Genomic DNA, 15,251 nt, shown 5'->3' with positions numbered 1-15,251 from the left:
GTGGGTCGTCCTCGTCGCTGTGCACCGGCCGACGGGTACAGCGTACGCAGAGCTTTGCGTACGCTGTACCCGCTGTCAAGGCGGACGGTAGGATGCACGGATGGCCGACCCCTCGGGCGCGGCGGTCGGCGCGGCGGCGCGGCGGCCGCTCAGCCGCGACCGCATCATCCGATCCGCCCTCGTGCTCGTCGATCGCGATGGCTTCGACGCCCTCACGATGCGGCGTCTCGCCGACGAGCTCGGCACGGGGCCGATGTCGCTCTACCGGCACGTGCGCGACCGCGACGACCTCATCGACGGGCTCAGCGAGCTCATCGCGGAGAACATCGAGCCTCCGCAGACCGACGACTGGCGCGCGTACGCCGCCGAGGTGACCCGCGCGGTGTACCGGATCGGCCACGTCCACCCGAAGGTGTTCGCGCCTCTCATCGCCCGCCCGGGCACGACGCAGACCCCACGCATCGCGCACGCCGTCGGCGGCCTCATCGAGCGCCTCGTCGCCGCGGGCCTCGACGAGCGCCAGGCGCTGATCGCGACCCGCACCCTCCTCAACTTCGTCATCGGCACGGTGCTCTCCATCGCCGTCGGCCGGCTCGAGCTGCCGGGTCCGACGCTCGATCCGCAGGAGGAGTTCGAGGAAGGCCTCGCCGCCGTCCTCGACGGCATCGCGGCCGGCATGCCGCGATGACCTCCCGGGTCTGACCGCTGCTCAGGCCGCGCGTGCGGCCGGCGCGTCCGCGCTCAGGGCGTCGGGGGCGAAGTCCGCGACGAGGGCGTCGACGACCGCGAGGAGCTCGTCGAGGCCGTCACAGTCCTCGCGGCGGGCCTCCGCGGCGACCGCACGCTGCCGGGTCGCGCCCGTCTGCGCCGCGAGAGCGGGAACGCGGCCGAGCTCGGCGCGGCAGCCGAGCGCGTCCGCATGGGGCGCGAGGTCGGCGAGCGTCTCGTCGAGCACGTCGGAGACCGGCCTCTGACAGGCGTTCTCGGGCTCCAGGAGCGAGGCCTCCACGCCGTCGCGGAGCGCGAGGAACCGGTTCTCCTCGAGGACCTCGACGACGTCGGGGGCGCGCGAGCGCAGCGTCGCGGTCGCCTCGTGATGGGCGAGCGAGGCGACGAGCGCCGTGAGCGTCGCGACGTCCTCGACGCGCGACTGGGCGTCCATGACGCGGACCTCGACGGTGCCGTAGCGCGGCTGCAGCCGCACGTCCCACCAGAGGAAGGACGGGTCGGGAAACGCGTCGCAGCCGAGCAGCGACTCGACGACCGACACGTACGTCGCGTACTCGCCGAAGTGGCGCGGGAGGCCGACGCGTGGGAAGGCCCCGAAGATCGGCGTGCGCGCGGACGCGAGCCCCGAGTCGCGTCCCTGCCAGAAGGGCGAGCTCGCCGAGAGCGCGAGGAGGAGCGGGACCTGCGCCCGGAGGCCGTCGGCGACCCTGATCGCCGTGTGGGGGTCCGGCATCCCGACGTGGACGTGCAGAGCGAACGTCGGCTCGCGACGCGCGAGCTCGCGCATCGCCTCGTGGATCTCGGCGTAGCGCGCGTCGTCGCTCACCTCGGCGTCCCACGGCGTCGCGAGCGGGTGGGTGCCCGCGGCCGCGATGCGGACGTCGTCGCCGCCCAGCGCGTCGAGGAGGCGGGACCGGTGCTGCGCGAGCTCGCCCGCCGCCCCGGCGACCGAGTCGTGCGGCGAGGTCTGCAGCTCGATCGACGCGGCGTTCGTCTCCGTCGATGCGTTCTCGCGCAGGGACTCCGGGAGCCTGGCGAGGAGCTCGTCCGCCCGCGGGGCGAGCATGCCCCGCGCATCGACGAGCATCACCTCCTCCTCGATCCCGACGCACCAGGCGCGCTCGGGCGCGTCCTCGGGCCAGCGCGCCCACTCCGGGACCTCCCTGCTCATGTGAACACCGTCGCGCGGACCGTCGCGCGGTCCGCCGCGCCGTCGACGAGCCACGCGAACATCCGGGCGTGCGCGGGCGAGTGGGTGAGCGTCTCGGCGTGCCACTGGACGCCGAGCACGGGCGCGTCGTCGATCGTCTCCACGGCCTCGACGACGCCGTCGTCCGCCCACGCCGTGACGACGAGGCCCTTGCCGAGCCGGTCGACCGCCTGATGGTGGAACGTGTTGACCTGGCAGTCGGTGCCGCCGAGGAGAGCGGCGGCGAGCGTGCCGTCGACGACCTCGACCAGATGGGCGACCTCGGTCCCCGGATGGTCCTGCCGGTGCTCCACCGCGGCCGCGTCGTCGGGGAGGTGCTGGCGCAGCGTGCCTCCGAGCGCGACGTTGAGGATCTGCATGCCGCGGCAGATCGCGAAGGTCGGGAGCTGCGCGGCGAGCGCCGCGCGCACGAGCGCGATCTCCCAGCGGTCGGCCTCCGGCGAGGTCTCGCCGAGCTGCGGGTGGGGCTCGGCGTCGTAGGACGCCGGGTCGACGTCGGGGCCGCCTGGCAGGCACAGCCCGTCGAGGCGCCCGACGACCGTCTCGGCGCACGCCGGGTCCGCCGGCGGCAGGATGACCGGGATGCCGCCCGCCTCCTCGACGGAGCGCAGGTACGGGATCGCGAGCGCGACCTCCGGATAGGGCGGCGCCGAGGCCTTCGGGTCGGGGACCTCGTCCCGCGACCGGCGCAGCTCGGAGGTCGGCAGGCCGATGATCGGAGCGATCGTCATGCCAGCACCCACGTGTCCTTGGCTCCGCCGTCCTGGGACGAGTTGACCATCATCGAGCCCTCCTTCAAGGCGACGCGCGTGAGCCCGCCCGGGACGACCTCGGGGCCGCCGGATCCGACGAGGACGAACGGCCGGAGGTCGACGTGGCGCGGGCGGACCTCGCCGTCGACGACCGTCGGCTCCTGCGAGAGGTGCACGAGCTCCTGGGCGACGTAGCGCTCGGGTGAGGACTCGATCTCCCGCCGCAGGTCGTCGACCTCGGCGGCGTCGAGCTCCGGGCCGATGCGGACGCCGACCCCTCCCTGCCCCCCGCGCGGCTTGACGACGAGCTCGCCGAGGCGGTCGAGCGCCTCCTCGCGGGTGTCGTCCACCTCGAGGTCGTAGCTGCGGACCGAGCGCAGGACGGGCTCCTCGCCGGTGTAGTAGCGGACGAGGTCCTCGACGTAGGCGTGCACGAGCTTGTCGTCGGCGATGCCGGTGCCGAAGGCGTTCACCATGCCGAGCGTCCCGGCGCGGAGCGCGGGTGCGAGCAGCCGGCCGACGGGCGTGTCGGAGAGGTCGTCGTCCGTGCGGCGGTAGACGACGTCGACGGTCCTCCCACCCGCGTCGACGAGCCGGTCCTCCCGGATCTCGACGTCCTGGGGCGTGAGGAGATCGGCGCCGAGCGCGGCGGCGAGCCGGCGGTGCTCGTCGTGGGCGGCGTTGTGCGGCCCGTCGGTGAGGACGACCGCCCGCGCCTCCCCCTCCGGGTCGGGGCGGACCGCCGCGAGCGCGCGCGCCAGCATGGCGGGAGCCGCGTCGAGCCCGCGGACCCTCTCGAGCGCCTCGGCCCCGTGCGCGCGGCGCAGCGCGTCGCGGGCGACGAGCGCGTAGGCGAGGCCGCTCGGCGCCCGGCAGTTGTCCTCGAGGACCTGGAACGCTCCGCCGTCGTCGCGGACGACGTCGAGCCCGGCGACGCCGATCCAGGGCACGCCGTCGCGGCGGGGGCCGAGCTCGCCGGCCGCTCGGTCGGAGTTGTCGGCCGTGTCGAGGACGCGGGCCGGAAGGACGCCGTCCCGCACGCACCGGCGGTCGCGGTGCGCGTCGGCGACGAACGCGTCGAGAGCGCGCACGCGCTGGGCGAGCCCGGCGGCGAGAGGCTCCCACTCGTCCGCGTCGACGATCCGCGGGAGCGGGTCGATGACGAACTCGTCGTCGCCGCCGCCGAAGGTCACGCCCTCCTCGCGGAGGTGGGCGGAGATCGCCTCGGCGAGGGCGGGCAGGCGCGAGGTGTCGACGTGGAGCGCTGGGATACCGCTTCCTCTGCCCGGTGATCGCCGCGGCGAATCCTCCCCGTCGGCGCGCCGGCGCTCCCCCGACACGGTGGGTCGATTCCCCCTCATGGGCGAACGCCGCGGCGGCGATCTCGCGTACGGTGTGGGGACTGGCGGGGCCCCCGCCGCCGGCCCGTGCCGACGTCCCTCGTACAGGAGCATTCGTGTCCGCGACCACCACTCGCCGTGCCGCCGTCGTCGGAGCCGGTCCCTCCGGCTTCTACACCGTCGGCTTCCTGCTCAAGCAGGGCTTCGAGGTCGACCTGTACGACATCCTCCCGACCCCGTTCGGCCTCGTCCGCGCCGGCGTCGCCCCGGACCATCCGAAGATCAAGACGGTGACGCGGGCGTTCGAGAAGATGGCCTCCCACGACGCGTTCCGCTTCTTCGGCGGCGTCGAGCTCGGCGCGGACATCACGCGCACCGAGCTCCTCGAGCGCTACCACGCCGTCGTGTACGCGGTCGGCACGAACACCGACAACCGGCTCGGGATCGAGGGCGAGGACCTGCCCGGCTCGCACCCCGCCACCGAGTTCGTCGCCTGGTACAACGCCCACCCGCATCACGCCGAGCGCGAGTTCGATCTCTCCTGCGAGCGCGCCGTCGTCATCGGCAACGGGAACGTCGCGATCGACGTCGCGCGGATGCTCATGCTCGACGAGGACGAGCTGCGCCCGACGGACACCGCCGACCACGCGATCGATGCCTTCGCCGACGCGAACGTGAAGGAGGTCGTCCTCCTCGGCCGGCGCGGCCCCGCCCAGGCGGCGTTCACGAACCCGGAGCTCCTCGAGCTCGGGGAGCTCAAGCGCGCCGACGTCATCGTGGACCCGGCCGACCTCGAGCTCGACCCCGCCAGCGAGGCGTGGCTCGCCTCCGACGACGCGGACATCACCGCGCGCAAGAACGTCGAGATCCTCCGCGAGTACGCGCAGCGCGAGCCGACGGGCAAGTCGCACCGGATCATCCTCAAGTTCCTGCGCTCGCCGGTCCAGATCCTCGGCGACGAGGAGGTCGAGGGCGTCCGCGTCGCGGTCAACCGCATCGAGGACCGCGGGGGCGGGCGCCTCAGCGCCGTGCCGACCGGCGAGGAGGAGGAGATCTCCTGCGGCCTCGTGCTGCGGTCGATCGGCTACCGCGGCGTGCCGCTCCCGGAGATCCCCTTCGACGAGGATCGCGGACTCATCCGCAACGAGGGCGGTCGCGTCATCGGCGACGACGGCGCGCCCGTCCCCGGCGAATACGCGGTCGGCTGGATCAAGCGCGGGCCGTCCGGCGTCATCGGGACGAACAAGAAGGACGCGAACGACACGGTCGCCCGCGTCGTCGAGGACGTCGAGGCGGACTCCCTCAACGAGCCGGCGGTCCCCATGTCGGGCGACGAGATCGAGTCCTGGGTCCGCGAGAAGGTCTCGACCGTCGTCACGTGGTCGGGGTGGCGGTCGATCGACCTCCACGAGACGACCGCCGGCGAGCCGCACGGCCGCCCGCGCGTGAAGATCGTGCGGATCCCCGAGATGCACGACGTCGTCGCCCGCACGGGCGACTGACCGGCCGGCCCGCCGCGCAGGGCCGTCAGCCGCGACGCGCGCGGTCGAGGCGTCGGCGGTCGCGCTTCGTGGGGCGACCGCCGGGCCGGTCGGCGCCCGGCGGCGGCGCCTGCAGGCGGCGCTCCTCGCGCCGGCGCGCGCGCTCCTCGCGGCTGCGCTCGGTCTCGTCGTAGAGGAGCTCGGCCTCCTTCGCCGGGCCGCGCCGCACCGCGGTCGCGCGGACGACGACCTCGATCCGCTGCGGGCCGGCCGTCAGCTCGACGACGTCTCCGGGCCGCACCTCCCGGCCCGGCTTGACGTTCGTCCCGTTGATCTCGACGTGACCGCCGCGCGCGGCCTCCGCGCCGATCGCCCTCGTCTTCACGAGGCGCGCCGCCCAGAGCCACTTGTCGACGCGCACGGGCGCGAGCGGATCGTGCATGACCCCGAGGCTACGCCAGCACGGCCGCCAGCCACTCGCGGACGGCGGCGACGACGGCCGCTCGGTCGGACCGCAGGGCGTGGTCGCCGCGCACCTCGACGACCGTGCGGGCCGGCGCGCCCCGCGGACCACCGGGCGCGGAGGCCGGCATCCCGAAGCGGTCCCGGGCGCCCTGGACGACGAGGACCGGCACCGGGACGGCATCGAGCTCGGGGGCGCGAGACGGCGGGACCGTCCCCGAGCGCCGCGCCGGCGGCTGCAGCGGGAACGCGAGGCAGAGGACCCCGAGCGCACCGGTCTGCGCCGCGGTGCGACACGCGACCCGCGCTCCGGAGGAGCGTCCGCCGGTGATGAGCGCGAGGCCGGCGAGCGGGCCGGCGCGGAGGGCCTCGACGACCGCGACCCACGCCTCGTCGAGCCTCGCCGCCGGCGGGGCGGACCGGCGCCCGGCGACCCGGTAGGGCTGCTCGACGAGCGCGACCGCGACGCCGTCGGCGACGAGCGCCTCACGGACCGCCTGGAGGTCCGGCGCCTGGACCGAGCCGCCCGCGCCGTGGCCGAGGACGACCGCCGCCCGCGCACCGGGCACCGCGTCGACGTGCGCGCGCGCGAGGCCCTGCGGGGTCTCGATCTCCTCCACCGTCACGACGCGGCGACGAGGTCGCGGACGACGGAGAGGAAGGCCGCGAGGGTCGGCGAGTCGTCGCCCTCGCGGTGGGCGAGCGCGAGCTCGACGCGCGGCGCGGGTCCGGACAGGTCCCGGTAGACGACGTCGTGGCGGTCGAGCGCGCGCACGGACTCCGGGACGACCGACACCCCGAGACCGGCCGCGACGAGACCGACGACCGTCTGCATCTCCTCGGCCTCCTGGACGATGAGGGGCGTCGCGCTCACCTGCTTCATCCCCTCGACGATCGCGTCGTGCAGGCCAGGGGCCGCGGCGTGCGAGAGGAGGACGAAGGGCTCGTCGCGCAGGGAGCCGAGGCTCACGAAGCCGGCGTCGACGAGCGCGTGGTCCTCCGGCAGGAGCGCGACGAGGTCCTCCTCGAGGAGCGGGAGGATCGTGATCCCGTCCGGGACGACCGGCGGGCGCAGGAACCCGACGTCGATCGCTCCTGCCTCGAGCGCCTCGATCTGCGCGGCGGTGCTCAGCTCGCGCAGCCCGAGCCCGACGTCGGGATGGGTGGTGCGGAAGGCGCGCAGGAGCTCCGGCAGGCGACCGTAGAGGGACGAGCCGACGAAGCCGACGGTGAGGCGCCCGATCTCGCCGCGCTCCGCGCGCCGGGCGGCGTCGGCGGCGAGGTCGACCTGCTCGAGCACGCGCCGCGCGCCCGCGAGGAAGGCCTCGCCCGCGGCGGTGACGACGACGTTGCGCCGGTCCCGCTCGAGGAGCCGGACGCCGAGCGCCTCCTCGAGCGTCTTGATCTGCGCGCTCAGCGGGGGCTGCGAGATGTGGAGCCGCTCGGCGGCGCGACGGAAGTGGCGCTCCTCGGCGACGGCGACGTAGGAGCGCAGATGGCGCAGCTCGATGCGGGACGGGGCGGGGTCGATCACGGCGTCACCACCCCGCAACGTCGAAGGGCCGCCCGGATGGACGGCCCTGACGTACGACGAGGGAGGAGAGGTTGCAACCGGGCGGACGCCGGGATATGAGGGCGGCCGCTGAAAGAAGGTTGCTCGTAGAGAGTAGGACGAGAACGCACGCTTCTCCAATATCAGATGCGGGCCCTGTGATCTGCCAGAGGTATCAATGAATCTGGGAGCGGCGGGGCGTCTCTGGGATCGTGATCGATCTCTCCCCCTCCCCCCGCCCCACCTCATGACCTCACTCGCGATCGAGGCCGTCGGCCTGCGGAAGTCCTTCGGTGACACCTGCGCGGTCGACGGCGTCGACCGCGCCGTCCCCCGCGGCGCCGTCTACGGCGTCCTCGGCCCCAACGGCGCCGGCAAGACGACGACGATCCGGATGCTCGCGACGCTCATGCGCCCCGACGGCGGGCACGCGCGCGTCCTCGGCCACGACATCGTCGCCGAGGCCGCATCCGTCCGCGGCCTCATCAGCCTCACCGGCCAGCTCGCGTCGGTCGACGAGGACCTCACCGGCCGCGAGAACCTCCAGCTCCTCGGGCGGCTGCTCGGCTTCCGGCCGCGAGCGGCCACCGCCCGCGCGGACGAGCTCCTCGCCGCGTTCGGCCTCGCCGACGCCGCCGGCCAGCAGGCGAAGCACTACTCGGGCGGGATGCGGCGCCGGCTCGACATCGCCGCGAGCCTCGTCGTGCGCCCCGATCTCCTCTTCCTCGACGAGCCGACGACGGGGCTCGACCCCCGCTCGCGCGGCGACGTCTGGGACATCGTCCGGGCGCTCCTCGGGCAGGGGACCACCGTCCTGCTGTGCACCCAGTACCTCGACGAGGCCGACCAGCTCGCGGACCGCATCGCCGTCATCGACCACGGGCGCGTCATCGCCGAGGGGACGCCGGGCGAGCTGAAGTCGTCCGTCGGCGGGAGCACCCTGCTCGTCCGCGTGGCCGACCCGGCCGAGCGCGAGTCCGCTCGCGAGGTGCTCGCGCGCGCCGCCGGCGCCGAGGTCCACCACGAGAGCGATCCCCACGCCCTCTCCGTGCCGGTCACCGACGCGGGACGCGGGGCCGAGGCGCTCGCCGAGCTCGGTCGCGCCGGCGTGGAGGTCAGCGGCTTCACGCTCGGCCAGCCGAGCCTCGACGAGGTCTTCCTCGCCCTCACCGGCGAGCACGTCGCAGACGCCGAGGAGGTGGTCGCGTGAGCACGGCGCCCACGAGCGGTGACGCTCCCGCCCGCGTCACCCAGGAAGCCGTCCACGCGGCGCTCGTCTCCGGCGAGCGTCCTCCGCGCCCCGGCGCGGTCTCCAACGCGCTCACGTTCGGATGGCGGGCCGTCCTGAAGATCAAGCACGTCCCCGAGCAGCTCATCGACGTCACCGTGACGCCGGTGCTCTTCCTCGTGATGTTCACGTACCTCTTCGGCGGGGCCGTCGCCGGGTCGACCGACGAGTACCTCCAGTTCATCCTCCCGGGCATCCTCGCCCAGTCGGTCCTCTTCACCGCCGTCTACTCGGGCGTCACCCTCAACACCGACATGACGAAGGGGGTCGTCGACCGCATCCGGTCGCTTCCCGTGTGGGCCCCGGCGCCGCTCGTCGGCGCCGTCCTCGGCGACGCCGCGCGCTACCTGCTCGCAGGGACGATCTCGATCGCGGTCGGCTTCCTCCTCGGCTACGAGGCCGAGGGCGGCATCGCCGGCATCGCGGGCGCCCTCCTGCTCATCGTCGCCTTCGCGTTCGCGCTCTCGTGGATCTTCACGACGATCGGACTCGTCATGCGGACGCCGAACGCGGTGATGAACGCAGGCTTCATGGGCGTCTTCCCGCTGCTCTTCCTCAGCAACATCTTCGTCGAGCCGTCGACGCTCCCGGCGGGGCTCGAGGCGTTCGTCGACGTCAACCCGATCTCGCATCTCGTGACGGCGATGCGCGGGCTGATGGACGGCGCCGCGGACGGCGCCGACATCGCCCTCGTCCTCGGCGAGGCGGTCGTCATCGCCGCGGTGTTCGCGCCGCTCACGGCGCGGCTGTACCGGCGGGCCTGACGCCCGCAGGCGCTCGGAGGCCCCTCACGAGATGAGGGGCCTCTCAGCCCTCCTCGACGGGCGACCGCTCCAGCCGCGGGAAGCGGCTGAGCCCGCCACCCGCGCGGAAGGGCTCCTGCTCGAGGCACGGAGGCGGCGCCCCGATCGCGGGGATCGTCTGCGGGTTGGACGTGTGCGAGCAGTCGAACGCGGGGAAGCCGCCGTTCGCGTCGAACCTCGCGGACGCGAGGGGCGCGGGGTACGGGTTGGCGCGGTTCGTCGGGGCGCGCTGCGGGAACGCGGCGAGCGTCTCGTTCCAGACCGGGGCGGTGAGCCGGAGGTAGTTGACCGGCCGCCCGGAGGCGCTCGGAGCGGTGACGTTCGTCGCCGCCCCGGCCTTCGCCCACGACTGCGTGAAGTCGACCTTGTACGCGTCGAGGAACTGCGCGATCGGCTCGAGGTCCCGGGCCAGCGGCGAGAGCCGGTCCACGAGCGGTCCCGCCGCCTCGAGGATCTCGGTCGTCGCGGGGAGGCCCTCGATCGCGGCCGTGAGGACCGGGTCGAGGTCGCCCGACAGGTCGCGGAGGTCGTCCCCGAGCCGGCCGCCGCGCACGAGCGTCGGCCGCAGGTCGCGGGCGACCGGACGGAGGTCCCGCACCGCCGGGAGGAGCTCGCGGGTGAGCGCCCGCGTCGACGAGGCGGTGTCGCCGAGGGCCTCGAGGAAGCCCGGCAGGGCACGCACCGTCGCGCGGAGGTCGTCGCGGCGTGCAGCGGTCGTGCGCAGCACCTCGTCGCCGGCGACGACGAGCTCGCGGGTCGCGGCGTCGCGGCGGCCGATCGTCGAGAAGACCGTCCCGGCGTCGCGGACGAGGCGGCTCACCGCGCGGCTCTGCGCGTCGAAGACCTCGAGGACGTCGCCGCCGTCGGCGACGAGCGGGGTGAGGTTGCCGATCGAGTCGTTGATGTCCTGCGCCCGGCCGTCGACCGTCGCCGCGAAGCCGTCGACCCACGCGCTGAAGTCCTCGCGCGACTCCTCGTCGAAGGCCTTGAGCACCTCGTCGAGCTCGACGGTCTGCTCGACCTGGTCGGCGGCGAGGGTGGCCCCCTCCTCGAGCGGCGGCGCGGACGGGGACCCGGGCGTCATCTCGACGTAGATCTCGCCGAGGAGCGTCTTCTGGCGGAGGATCGCCTCCGCGTCGGACGGGATCGGGCTGTACCGCGGCTCGAGCTCGAGGGTCGCCCGGGTGCGGAGGCCCTCGCGCTCCTTCGCGACGACCTTGCCGATCGGCACGCCCGAGACGCGGACGTCGGCCTGCTCGGCGAGCTGCGTCGCCTCGGGGAAGAGGACGTCGACGCGGTAGCCCTTCGGCTTCAGCGGCGTCGGGCCGCCGAAGCTCACCCAGAGGAAGAGGAGCAGCCCGAAGCAGGACAGCGCGAAGCCGACCATGACGGCGAGCCGGGAACGTGTCATCTCGGACGGGTTCACGCGATCACTCCGGGCAGACTCCGGCTTCGGCGAGGGGGGCGAGCAGCGGGATGAGCAGCGCGCCGACCTGGACGTTCGAGCACGACACGATGAGCTGGCCGCGCCACACCGACCCGTTCGCGTCCTGCGTCGAGAGCATCGAGCTGCCGTTGTGGGCGAACCAGGCGAGCCAGAAAAGGTAGCCCTCCTCCGTCCCAGGCGGGTTGTACGCGAGCTCGTTCGTCGCGCCGCGCAGGACGGTGAGCGACGGGACGAGGTCGCGGGTGAGCGGGAGGAGCTGCTCGACGGCGGCCGCCGCCTGACGGGCGGTGCCACCCGCCTCCTTGGACAGGCCGCGCAGCTCGCGGACGGCGGGCACGCCGGTGCGGGAGAGCGATGCGAGGTTCTCCAGCGCCGGGCGCAGCTCGCGGGCGGTCGGCTCCAGCTCGTCGAGCGTCGGGACGAGCTCGCGGGCGAGCGGGCGGGCGGCCGCCAGGGCGCCGTCGGCCTCCTCGAGCGTCCCGGGCAGCTCGTCGAGAGCGCGGCTCAGCGCGTCGTCCTCGGCGGCGATCGCGGAGAACGTCGCGTTCCCCTGCGAGACGAGCGCCTGGAGGTCGCCGGACTGGCCCGCGACGCGCTCGGAGAGCGAGGCGAGGTTCGAGACGAGCCGGCGCAGCTCGCGGCGCCGGCCGGCGATCGCGGTCTGGAGCTCCTCCGTGCGCGCGAGAACCGGGCGCGTCGTCTTCAGCAGCTCGCGGAGGTTGACGGCGTTCTCGCCGTCGAGGCCGTCGCCGAGGCCCTGGATGAGCCCCTGCACGTAGCCGCGGACGTCGGCGTCGAGCCCGGCGAGCACCTCGTCGACGTTGACGCTCGGCGTCGCGCGCGAGACCGGCAGCACGTCGTCCTCGTCGAGGAGCGGAGCCTCGGGAGTGCCCGGGTCCATGTCGATCGTCATGTCCTGCAGCCCCGTGCGCGGGCGGACGAGGACCTTCGCGTCGGCGCGGACGCCGTCGAGCAGGTCGCGCTCGATGTCGAGCGACGCGACCGCACGGCCGTCGACGAGCGAGACGTCGGAGATGAGACCGACCCTCACGCCCGCGACCGTGACCGTCTGCCCCTGCCCCGGCGTGATCGCCTGGGCGGTCGGCAGCTCGACCTTCACCGTGTAGATGTCCTCCCACGGGAAGGTGAGGCGCTGGTTGACGAGGATGTAGCCCCCGACCACCGCGGCGATCGCGAGCAGGCCGACGATCGCGAGCAGCGTCGTGAAGTTGCGACGGATCTGCGTCTTGAGGCTCACTTGGTCGCCCCCTTCCGGTCACGCGCGCGCGCCGCGCGGAAGGCGGACCGCAGCTCCTTCAGGGAGTCGAGCCCCTTCAGCCGCTGCGTCGCCTTGCTCACGAGCTCGCCGCGACGCGCGTCGGAGAGCTTCACCGAGCGCTGCTGGGCCGGTGCCGGCGCGGCGTCGGCGCGGAGGTCCGGGAGGTCCTGGGTCTCGCACGGCACCTCGGGGGCGAACGGCGGGACCTTGTTCGGCGTGTAGCGCGGGCGCGCGCCGAGGATGGGCTCCTGCGTGAGGGAGACGAGGTCGCCGACCCCCGGGAGGGCCGTCGAGACGAGGTTCTCGCCGCCGCCCGCGTGGTAGCGGATGAGGCTGCCGTTCGCGTCGAAGTTGCCGCCCGCGGACGTGAGGCCGACCGGGAACGCGGCGATCTCCTGCCACACCGTGCGGTCGACGGAGAGCGCGCCGTCCTCGAGCTTCTTGTTGACGGTCGGCACGACGTTGCGGCTCACGCACGTCGAGATCCGGCGCGTGATGCCGAAGACCGCCCGCAGGCGGGGGTCGAGCGCGCGCAGGCCGGTGACCGCCGGGCGCAGGTCGTTGACGAGGGCGGGCAGCTCGTCGGAGTCGAGCAGCTCGGCCGTCGTCCGCACGAACGGGAGCGCGTCGTCGATCGCGCCGGGCGCGACGCGGAGCGCCGGGCGCAGCGCGGAGGCGAAGTCCTCGAGGGGCGGGAGTGCCGTGCGGATGTCGGCGAGGGCGGGGCGAGCGGTCGCGAGCGTCGAGTCGAGCGCGCGGAGGGAGCGCCCGAGGTCGTCGCGGTTCGCGGCGAGCGTCGTCACCGTGCGGGAGAAGCTCGTCACGAGGTCGGCGAGCTCGCGCTCGCGCGAGGCGAGCGCGCCCGAGATGACGGCCTGGTTGCGGATGAAGCGCGTGAGGTCGCCAGGACGCTCGCCGCGGGCGGCCTCGGCGACGATCGCGGTCGACGAGAAGGCGCCGTCCCAGTGCTTGAAGCCCTCGTTGACCGCTTCCGCGCCGCCCTCGTCGAAGGCCGTCGCGAGGTTCTCGACCGTCTCCTGGAGGTCGCGGCGGTTCGTCTTCTCGAGCGACCCGAGCACCTCGTCGAGCTGGACGGCGACCGAGTTCTGGGCGAGCGGGATCGTCCCGCCGTCGTCGATCGCGCCGGCCGCGGGCGTCCCCGGCTCGACGTCGACGAAGAAGTTCCCCTCGAGGAAGAGGCGAGGCCGGATCTTCATCTCGGCGTCGCGGTGGAGCGGACGCCCCTCGTCGTCGAGGTGGAGCGTCGCGATCGCGGTGCCCCCCGGCCCCTTCGTCATCTCGGCGACCTCGCCGACCTCGACGCCCGCGATGCGGACGGGGTCGCCCGCCTTCAGCGCCGTCGCGGCGGACGGGAAGACCGCCTCGACCTCGAAGTGACCCGCGAAGGGGTTCTGGAACTTCGTGAACCCGCCGTAGGTGAACAGGACGGTCGCGATGATCGCGATGACCCCGGCCTTGAACGGGTCGATGCTCCTCTTGCCGCCGCGGCGCATCAGCGGGTCCCTCCGACGTACGGCGGCGGCGACGTCTTCTCGGTCGCGAGCGGCTGCTCACCAGGAGCCGGCCCGATCTGCTGGCCGGGGACGAAGGTCTCGTTGCCGGGCTCGCACTCGCCGCCCGCGCCCGTGTCGGCGACGGGGTTCGCGTGCAGGTTCGCGTCGGCGACCGGGCTCTGGAGGATCTCGTTGCCGTTCCCGACGACCGGGATGAACCGGAACCACGTGCCCATCGTGTCGCCCTCGCTGATGACCTGCGGCACGTTGCGACCCCAGAGGCCGAGGTAGTTGCACTGCGTCTGGAACGGCGTGATGACCCGCAGCGCGCTCTCGAGCGAGGTGACCGTCGTCGTGAGGTTCTGCAGCGCCGGCGTGAGCGACGGGCGGCGCGAGAGGTCCTCGAGCTCGGCGAGCGTCCCGCCGAGGTCCTCGCCGAGGCGAGGCGTGCGCTCGAGGATCGGCGTCGCCGCGCGCAGACCCGCGGTGAGGCGGTTCGCCGTCGGCTCGAGGACGTCGACGGCCGGACGCGCGTCGCGCAGGAGCGCCGCGGTCTCGGAGAAGAGCGGGCGGGCCTCGCGGAAGGCGACGGCCGCGGCGCGCTGGCTCTCCGGCGCGACCTCGAGCGTGCGCTCGATGGCGGCGGACTCGGCGCCGAGCGCCTCGAAGGTCCGCGCGCCGGCCTCGAAGAGGCTCCCGAGCTGGGCGCTCACCGGACTGATCGCCGCCGTCGCGGACCGCGCCCCGCGCAGGAACCCCTGGAGGTTCGTCGACGGCGCGCTGAGGTTCGCGGCGACGCTGCGGAGGTCGCTCATCACCGGCGGCAGGTCGTCGAGGAGCCGGTTGATGTCCGGCCCGCGGCCGGCGAGGCCCGAGCCGAAGTCCTGCACGACGTCCTGGAGGTCGCCGCGGGTGTCCTCGTCGAAGACGCTGATCGCCTCGTCGAACGACACGATGTCGTTCGCCTGCGCGAGCGGGATCTCCCCGCCCTCGGGGATGTCCTGCGCGGCGGCGCCCGGGATGAGCTCGAGGTACTTGAGGCCGAGGTTCGACCTCTGGCGCACGGTGGCGCGCGTGTCGGCGGGCAGCGGCTGCGAGGCGGTCTCCAGGGAGACCGAGATGCGCGCGGCCGCGCCGCCGCCCGCGGCGGCGTCGAGGTCGGCGTCGATGTCGGTGATGACGCCGACGCGCGAGCCGCCGATGCGGACGTCGTTGCCCGGGACGAGCTCGGCGGCGTCGGGGACGACGACGTCGATCTCGTAGACGGGGACGAAGGGCAGGCCGTTGTTGGCGTTGTACGCGAGGAACACCGCGACGACGACGATGAGGGTCGTCACCGCCCCGATGAGGACGGGGTTCGCGGCGAGGCTCTGGCGGCTGCGGCGGTTGTTCAC

At 74.1% G+C, this 15,251-nt stretch carries 14 protein-coding genes; 4 read left to right on the top strand and 10 right to left on the bottom strand.

The window, feature by feature from the left end; all coding sequences use genetic code 11:
- Window positions 1–100 precede the first annotated feature (100 nt).
- Window positions 101–688: a TetR/AcrR family transcriptional regulator gene (locus ACME2J_RS00445; protein ID WP_495542884.1), complete on the top strand. Its 588-nt coding sequence runs from the start codon at window positions 101–103 to the stop codon at window positions 686–688.
- A gap of 21 nt (window positions 689–709) precedes the next feature.
- Here the strand turns inward: ACME2J_RS00445 and ACME2J_RS00440 are convergent, their stop codons facing one another.
- Genes ACME2J_RS00440 through ACME2J_RS00430 form a run of 3 tightly spaced genes read right to left on the bottom strand, consistent with a single transcriptional unit; the run spans window position 710 to window position 3,884 of the window.
- Complete coding sequence (locus ACME2J_RS00440; RefSeq protein ID WP_495542883.1) at window positions 710–1,900, bottom strand: carboxylate-amine ligase; 1,191 nt, start codon at window positions 1,898–1,900, stop codon at window positions 710–712.
- Window positions 1,897–2,670 carry a gamma-glutamyl-gamma-aminobutyrate hydrolase family protein gene (locus ACME2J_RS00435; RefSeq protein ID WP_495542882.1) on the bottom strand — a complete coding sequence of 258 codons (774 nt, stop codon included), beginning with the start codon at window positions 2,668–2,670 and terminating at the stop codon, window positions 1,897–1,899. Before ACME2J_RS00435 ends, ACME2J_RS00440 begins: the two co-directional genes overlap by 4 nt.
- The gene (locus tag ACME2J_RS00430; RefSeq protein WP_495542881.1) at window positions 2,667–3,884 is read right to left on the bottom strand and encodes a circularly permuted type 2 ATP-grasp protein; all 1,218 of its coding nucleotides are present in this window, start codon (window positions 3,882–3,884) and stop codon (window positions 2,667–2,669) included. Before ACME2J_RS00430 ends, ACME2J_RS00435 begins: the two co-directional genes overlap by 4 nt.
- Before the next feature lie 263 nt (window positions 3,885–4,147).
- Here ACME2J_RS00430 and ACME2J_RS00425 point away from each other — a divergent pair, with 263 nt between their 5' ends.
- Window positions 4,148–5,533: an NAD(P)-binding protein gene (locus ACME2J_RS00425; RefSeq protein ID WP_495542880.1), complete on the top strand. Its 1,386-nt coding sequence runs from the start codon at window positions 4,148–4,150 to the stop codon at window positions 5,531–5,533.
- 25 nt (window positions 5,534–5,558) lie between these two features.
- On the opposite strand, the gene ACME2J_RS00420 is transcribed toward ACME2J_RS00425, so the two are convergent.
- From ACME2J_RS00420 to ACME2J_RS00410, 3 genes are read right to left on the bottom strand one after another with little or no spacing between them, the layout of a single operon-like run.
- Window positions 5,559–5,954 (bottom strand): RNA-binding S4 domain-containing protein, encoded by a 396-nt coding sequence (locus tag ACME2J_RS00420; protein WP_495542879.1) that lies wholly within the window; start codon window positions 5,952–5,954, stop codon window positions 5,559–5,561.
- Between the two features lie 10 nt (window positions 5,955–5,964).
- Window positions 5,965–6,600, bottom strand: coding sequence for an alpha/beta hydrolase family protein (locus ACME2J_RS00415; RefSeq protein ID WP_495542878.1), 636 nt, complete (start codon window positions 6,598–6,600; stop codon window positions 5,965–5,967).
- Window positions 6,597–7,508 carry a LysR family transcriptional regulator gene (locus ACME2J_RS00410; RefSeq protein WP_495542877.1) on the bottom strand — a complete coding sequence of 304 codons (912 nt, stop codon included), beginning with the start codon at window positions 7,506–7,508 and terminating at the stop codon, window positions 6,597–6,599. The genes ACME2J_RS00415 and ACME2J_RS00410 overlap by 4 nt, the downstream gene beginning before the upstream one ends.
- 265 nt (window positions 7,509–7,773) lie before the next feature.
- On the opposite strand from ACME2J_RS00410, the gene ACME2J_RS00405 reads away from it, so the two are divergent.
- Window positions 7,774–8,736 (top strand): ATP-binding cassette domain-containing protein, encoded by a 963-nt coding sequence (locus ACME2J_RS00405; protein ID WP_495542876.1) that lies wholly within the window; start codon window positions 7,774–7,776, stop codon window positions 8,734–8,736.
- Window positions 8,733–9,578 (top strand): ABC transporter permease, encoded by an 846-nt coding sequence (locus tag ACME2J_RS00400; protein ID WP_495542875.1) that lies wholly within the window; start codon window positions 8,733–8,735, stop codon window positions 9,576–9,578. The genes ACME2J_RS00405 and ACME2J_RS00400 overlap by 4 nt, the downstream gene beginning before the upstream one ends.
- Window positions 9,579–9,621: 43 nt before the next feature.
- Here ACME2J_RS00400 and ACME2J_RS00395 read toward each other — a convergent pair whose 3' ends face one another.
- The 4 genes from ACME2J_RS00395 to ACME2J_RS00380 are packed head-to-tail and all read right to left on the bottom strand — an operon-like array spanning window position 9,622 to window position 15,251.
- Complete coding sequence (locus tag ACME2J_RS00395; protein ID WP_495542874.1) at window positions 9,622–11,028, bottom strand: MlaD family protein; 1,407 nt, start codon at window positions 11,026–11,028, stop codon at window positions 9,622–9,624.
- A gap of 19 nt (window positions 11,029–11,047) precedes the next feature.
- Window positions 11,048–12,322, bottom strand: a complete 1,275-nt coding sequence (locus ACME2J_RS00390; RefSeq protein WP_495542873.1) for an MlaD family protein — start codon at window positions 12,320–12,322, stop codon at window positions 11,048–11,050.
- A complete protein-coding gene (locus tag ACME2J_RS00385) occupies window positions 12,319–13,857 on the bottom strand; it encodes an MlaD family protein (RefSeq protein ID WP_495542872.1) in 1,539 nt (512 codons plus the stop codon). The genes ACME2J_RS00390 and ACME2J_RS00385 overlap by 4 nt, the downstream gene beginning before the upstream one ends.
- On the bottom strand, window positions 13,857–15,251 hold the full coding sequence (locus ACME2J_RS00380; RefSeq protein ID WP_495542871.1) for an MlaD family protein: 1,395 nt from the start codon (window positions 15,249–15,251) through the stop codon (window positions 13,857–13,859). The genes ACME2J_RS00385 and ACME2J_RS00380 overlap by 1 nt, the downstream gene beginning before the upstream one ends.

It is taken from the genome of Paraconexibacter sp. (assembly GCF_059438195.1).
Note: the sequence above shows the minus strand (reverse complement) of the source record. Positions and strands in the feature narration are given on the sequence as shown.

What these genes read in the sequence shown, in the direction of transcription:
- ACME2J_RS00445 (WP_495542884.1), top strand. Translation starts at nt 101, where the DNA reads ATGGCCGACCCCTCGGGCGCGGCGGTCGGCGCGGCGGCGCGGCGGCCG.
- ACME2J_RS00440 (WP_495542883.1), bottom strand. Translation starts at nt 1,900, where the DNA reads ATGAGCAGGGAGGTCCCGGAGTGGGCGCGCTGGCCCGAGGACGCGCCC.
- ACME2J_RS00435 (WP_495542882.1), bottom strand. Translation starts at nt 2,670, where the DNA reads ATGACGATCGCTCCGATCATCGGCCTGCCGACCTCCGAGCTGCGCCGG.
- ACME2J_RS00420 (WP_495542879.1), bottom strand. Translation starts at nt 5,954, where the DNA reads ATGCACGATCCGCTCGCGCCCGTGCGCGTCGACAAGTGGCTCTGGGCG.
- ACME2J_RS00405 (WP_495542876.1), top strand. Translation starts at nt 7,774, where the DNA reads ATGACCTCACTCGCGATCGAGGCCGTCGGCCTGCGGAAGTCCTTCGGT.
- ACME2J_RS00395 (WP_495542874.1), bottom strand. Translation starts at nt 11,028, where the DNA reads ATGACACGTTCCCGGCTCGCCGTCATGGTCGGCTTCGCGCTGTCCTGC.
- ACME2J_RS00385 (WP_495542872.1), bottom strand. Translation starts at nt 13,857, where the DNA reads ATGCGCCGCGGCGGCAAGAGGAGCATCGACCCGTTCAAGGCCGGGGTC.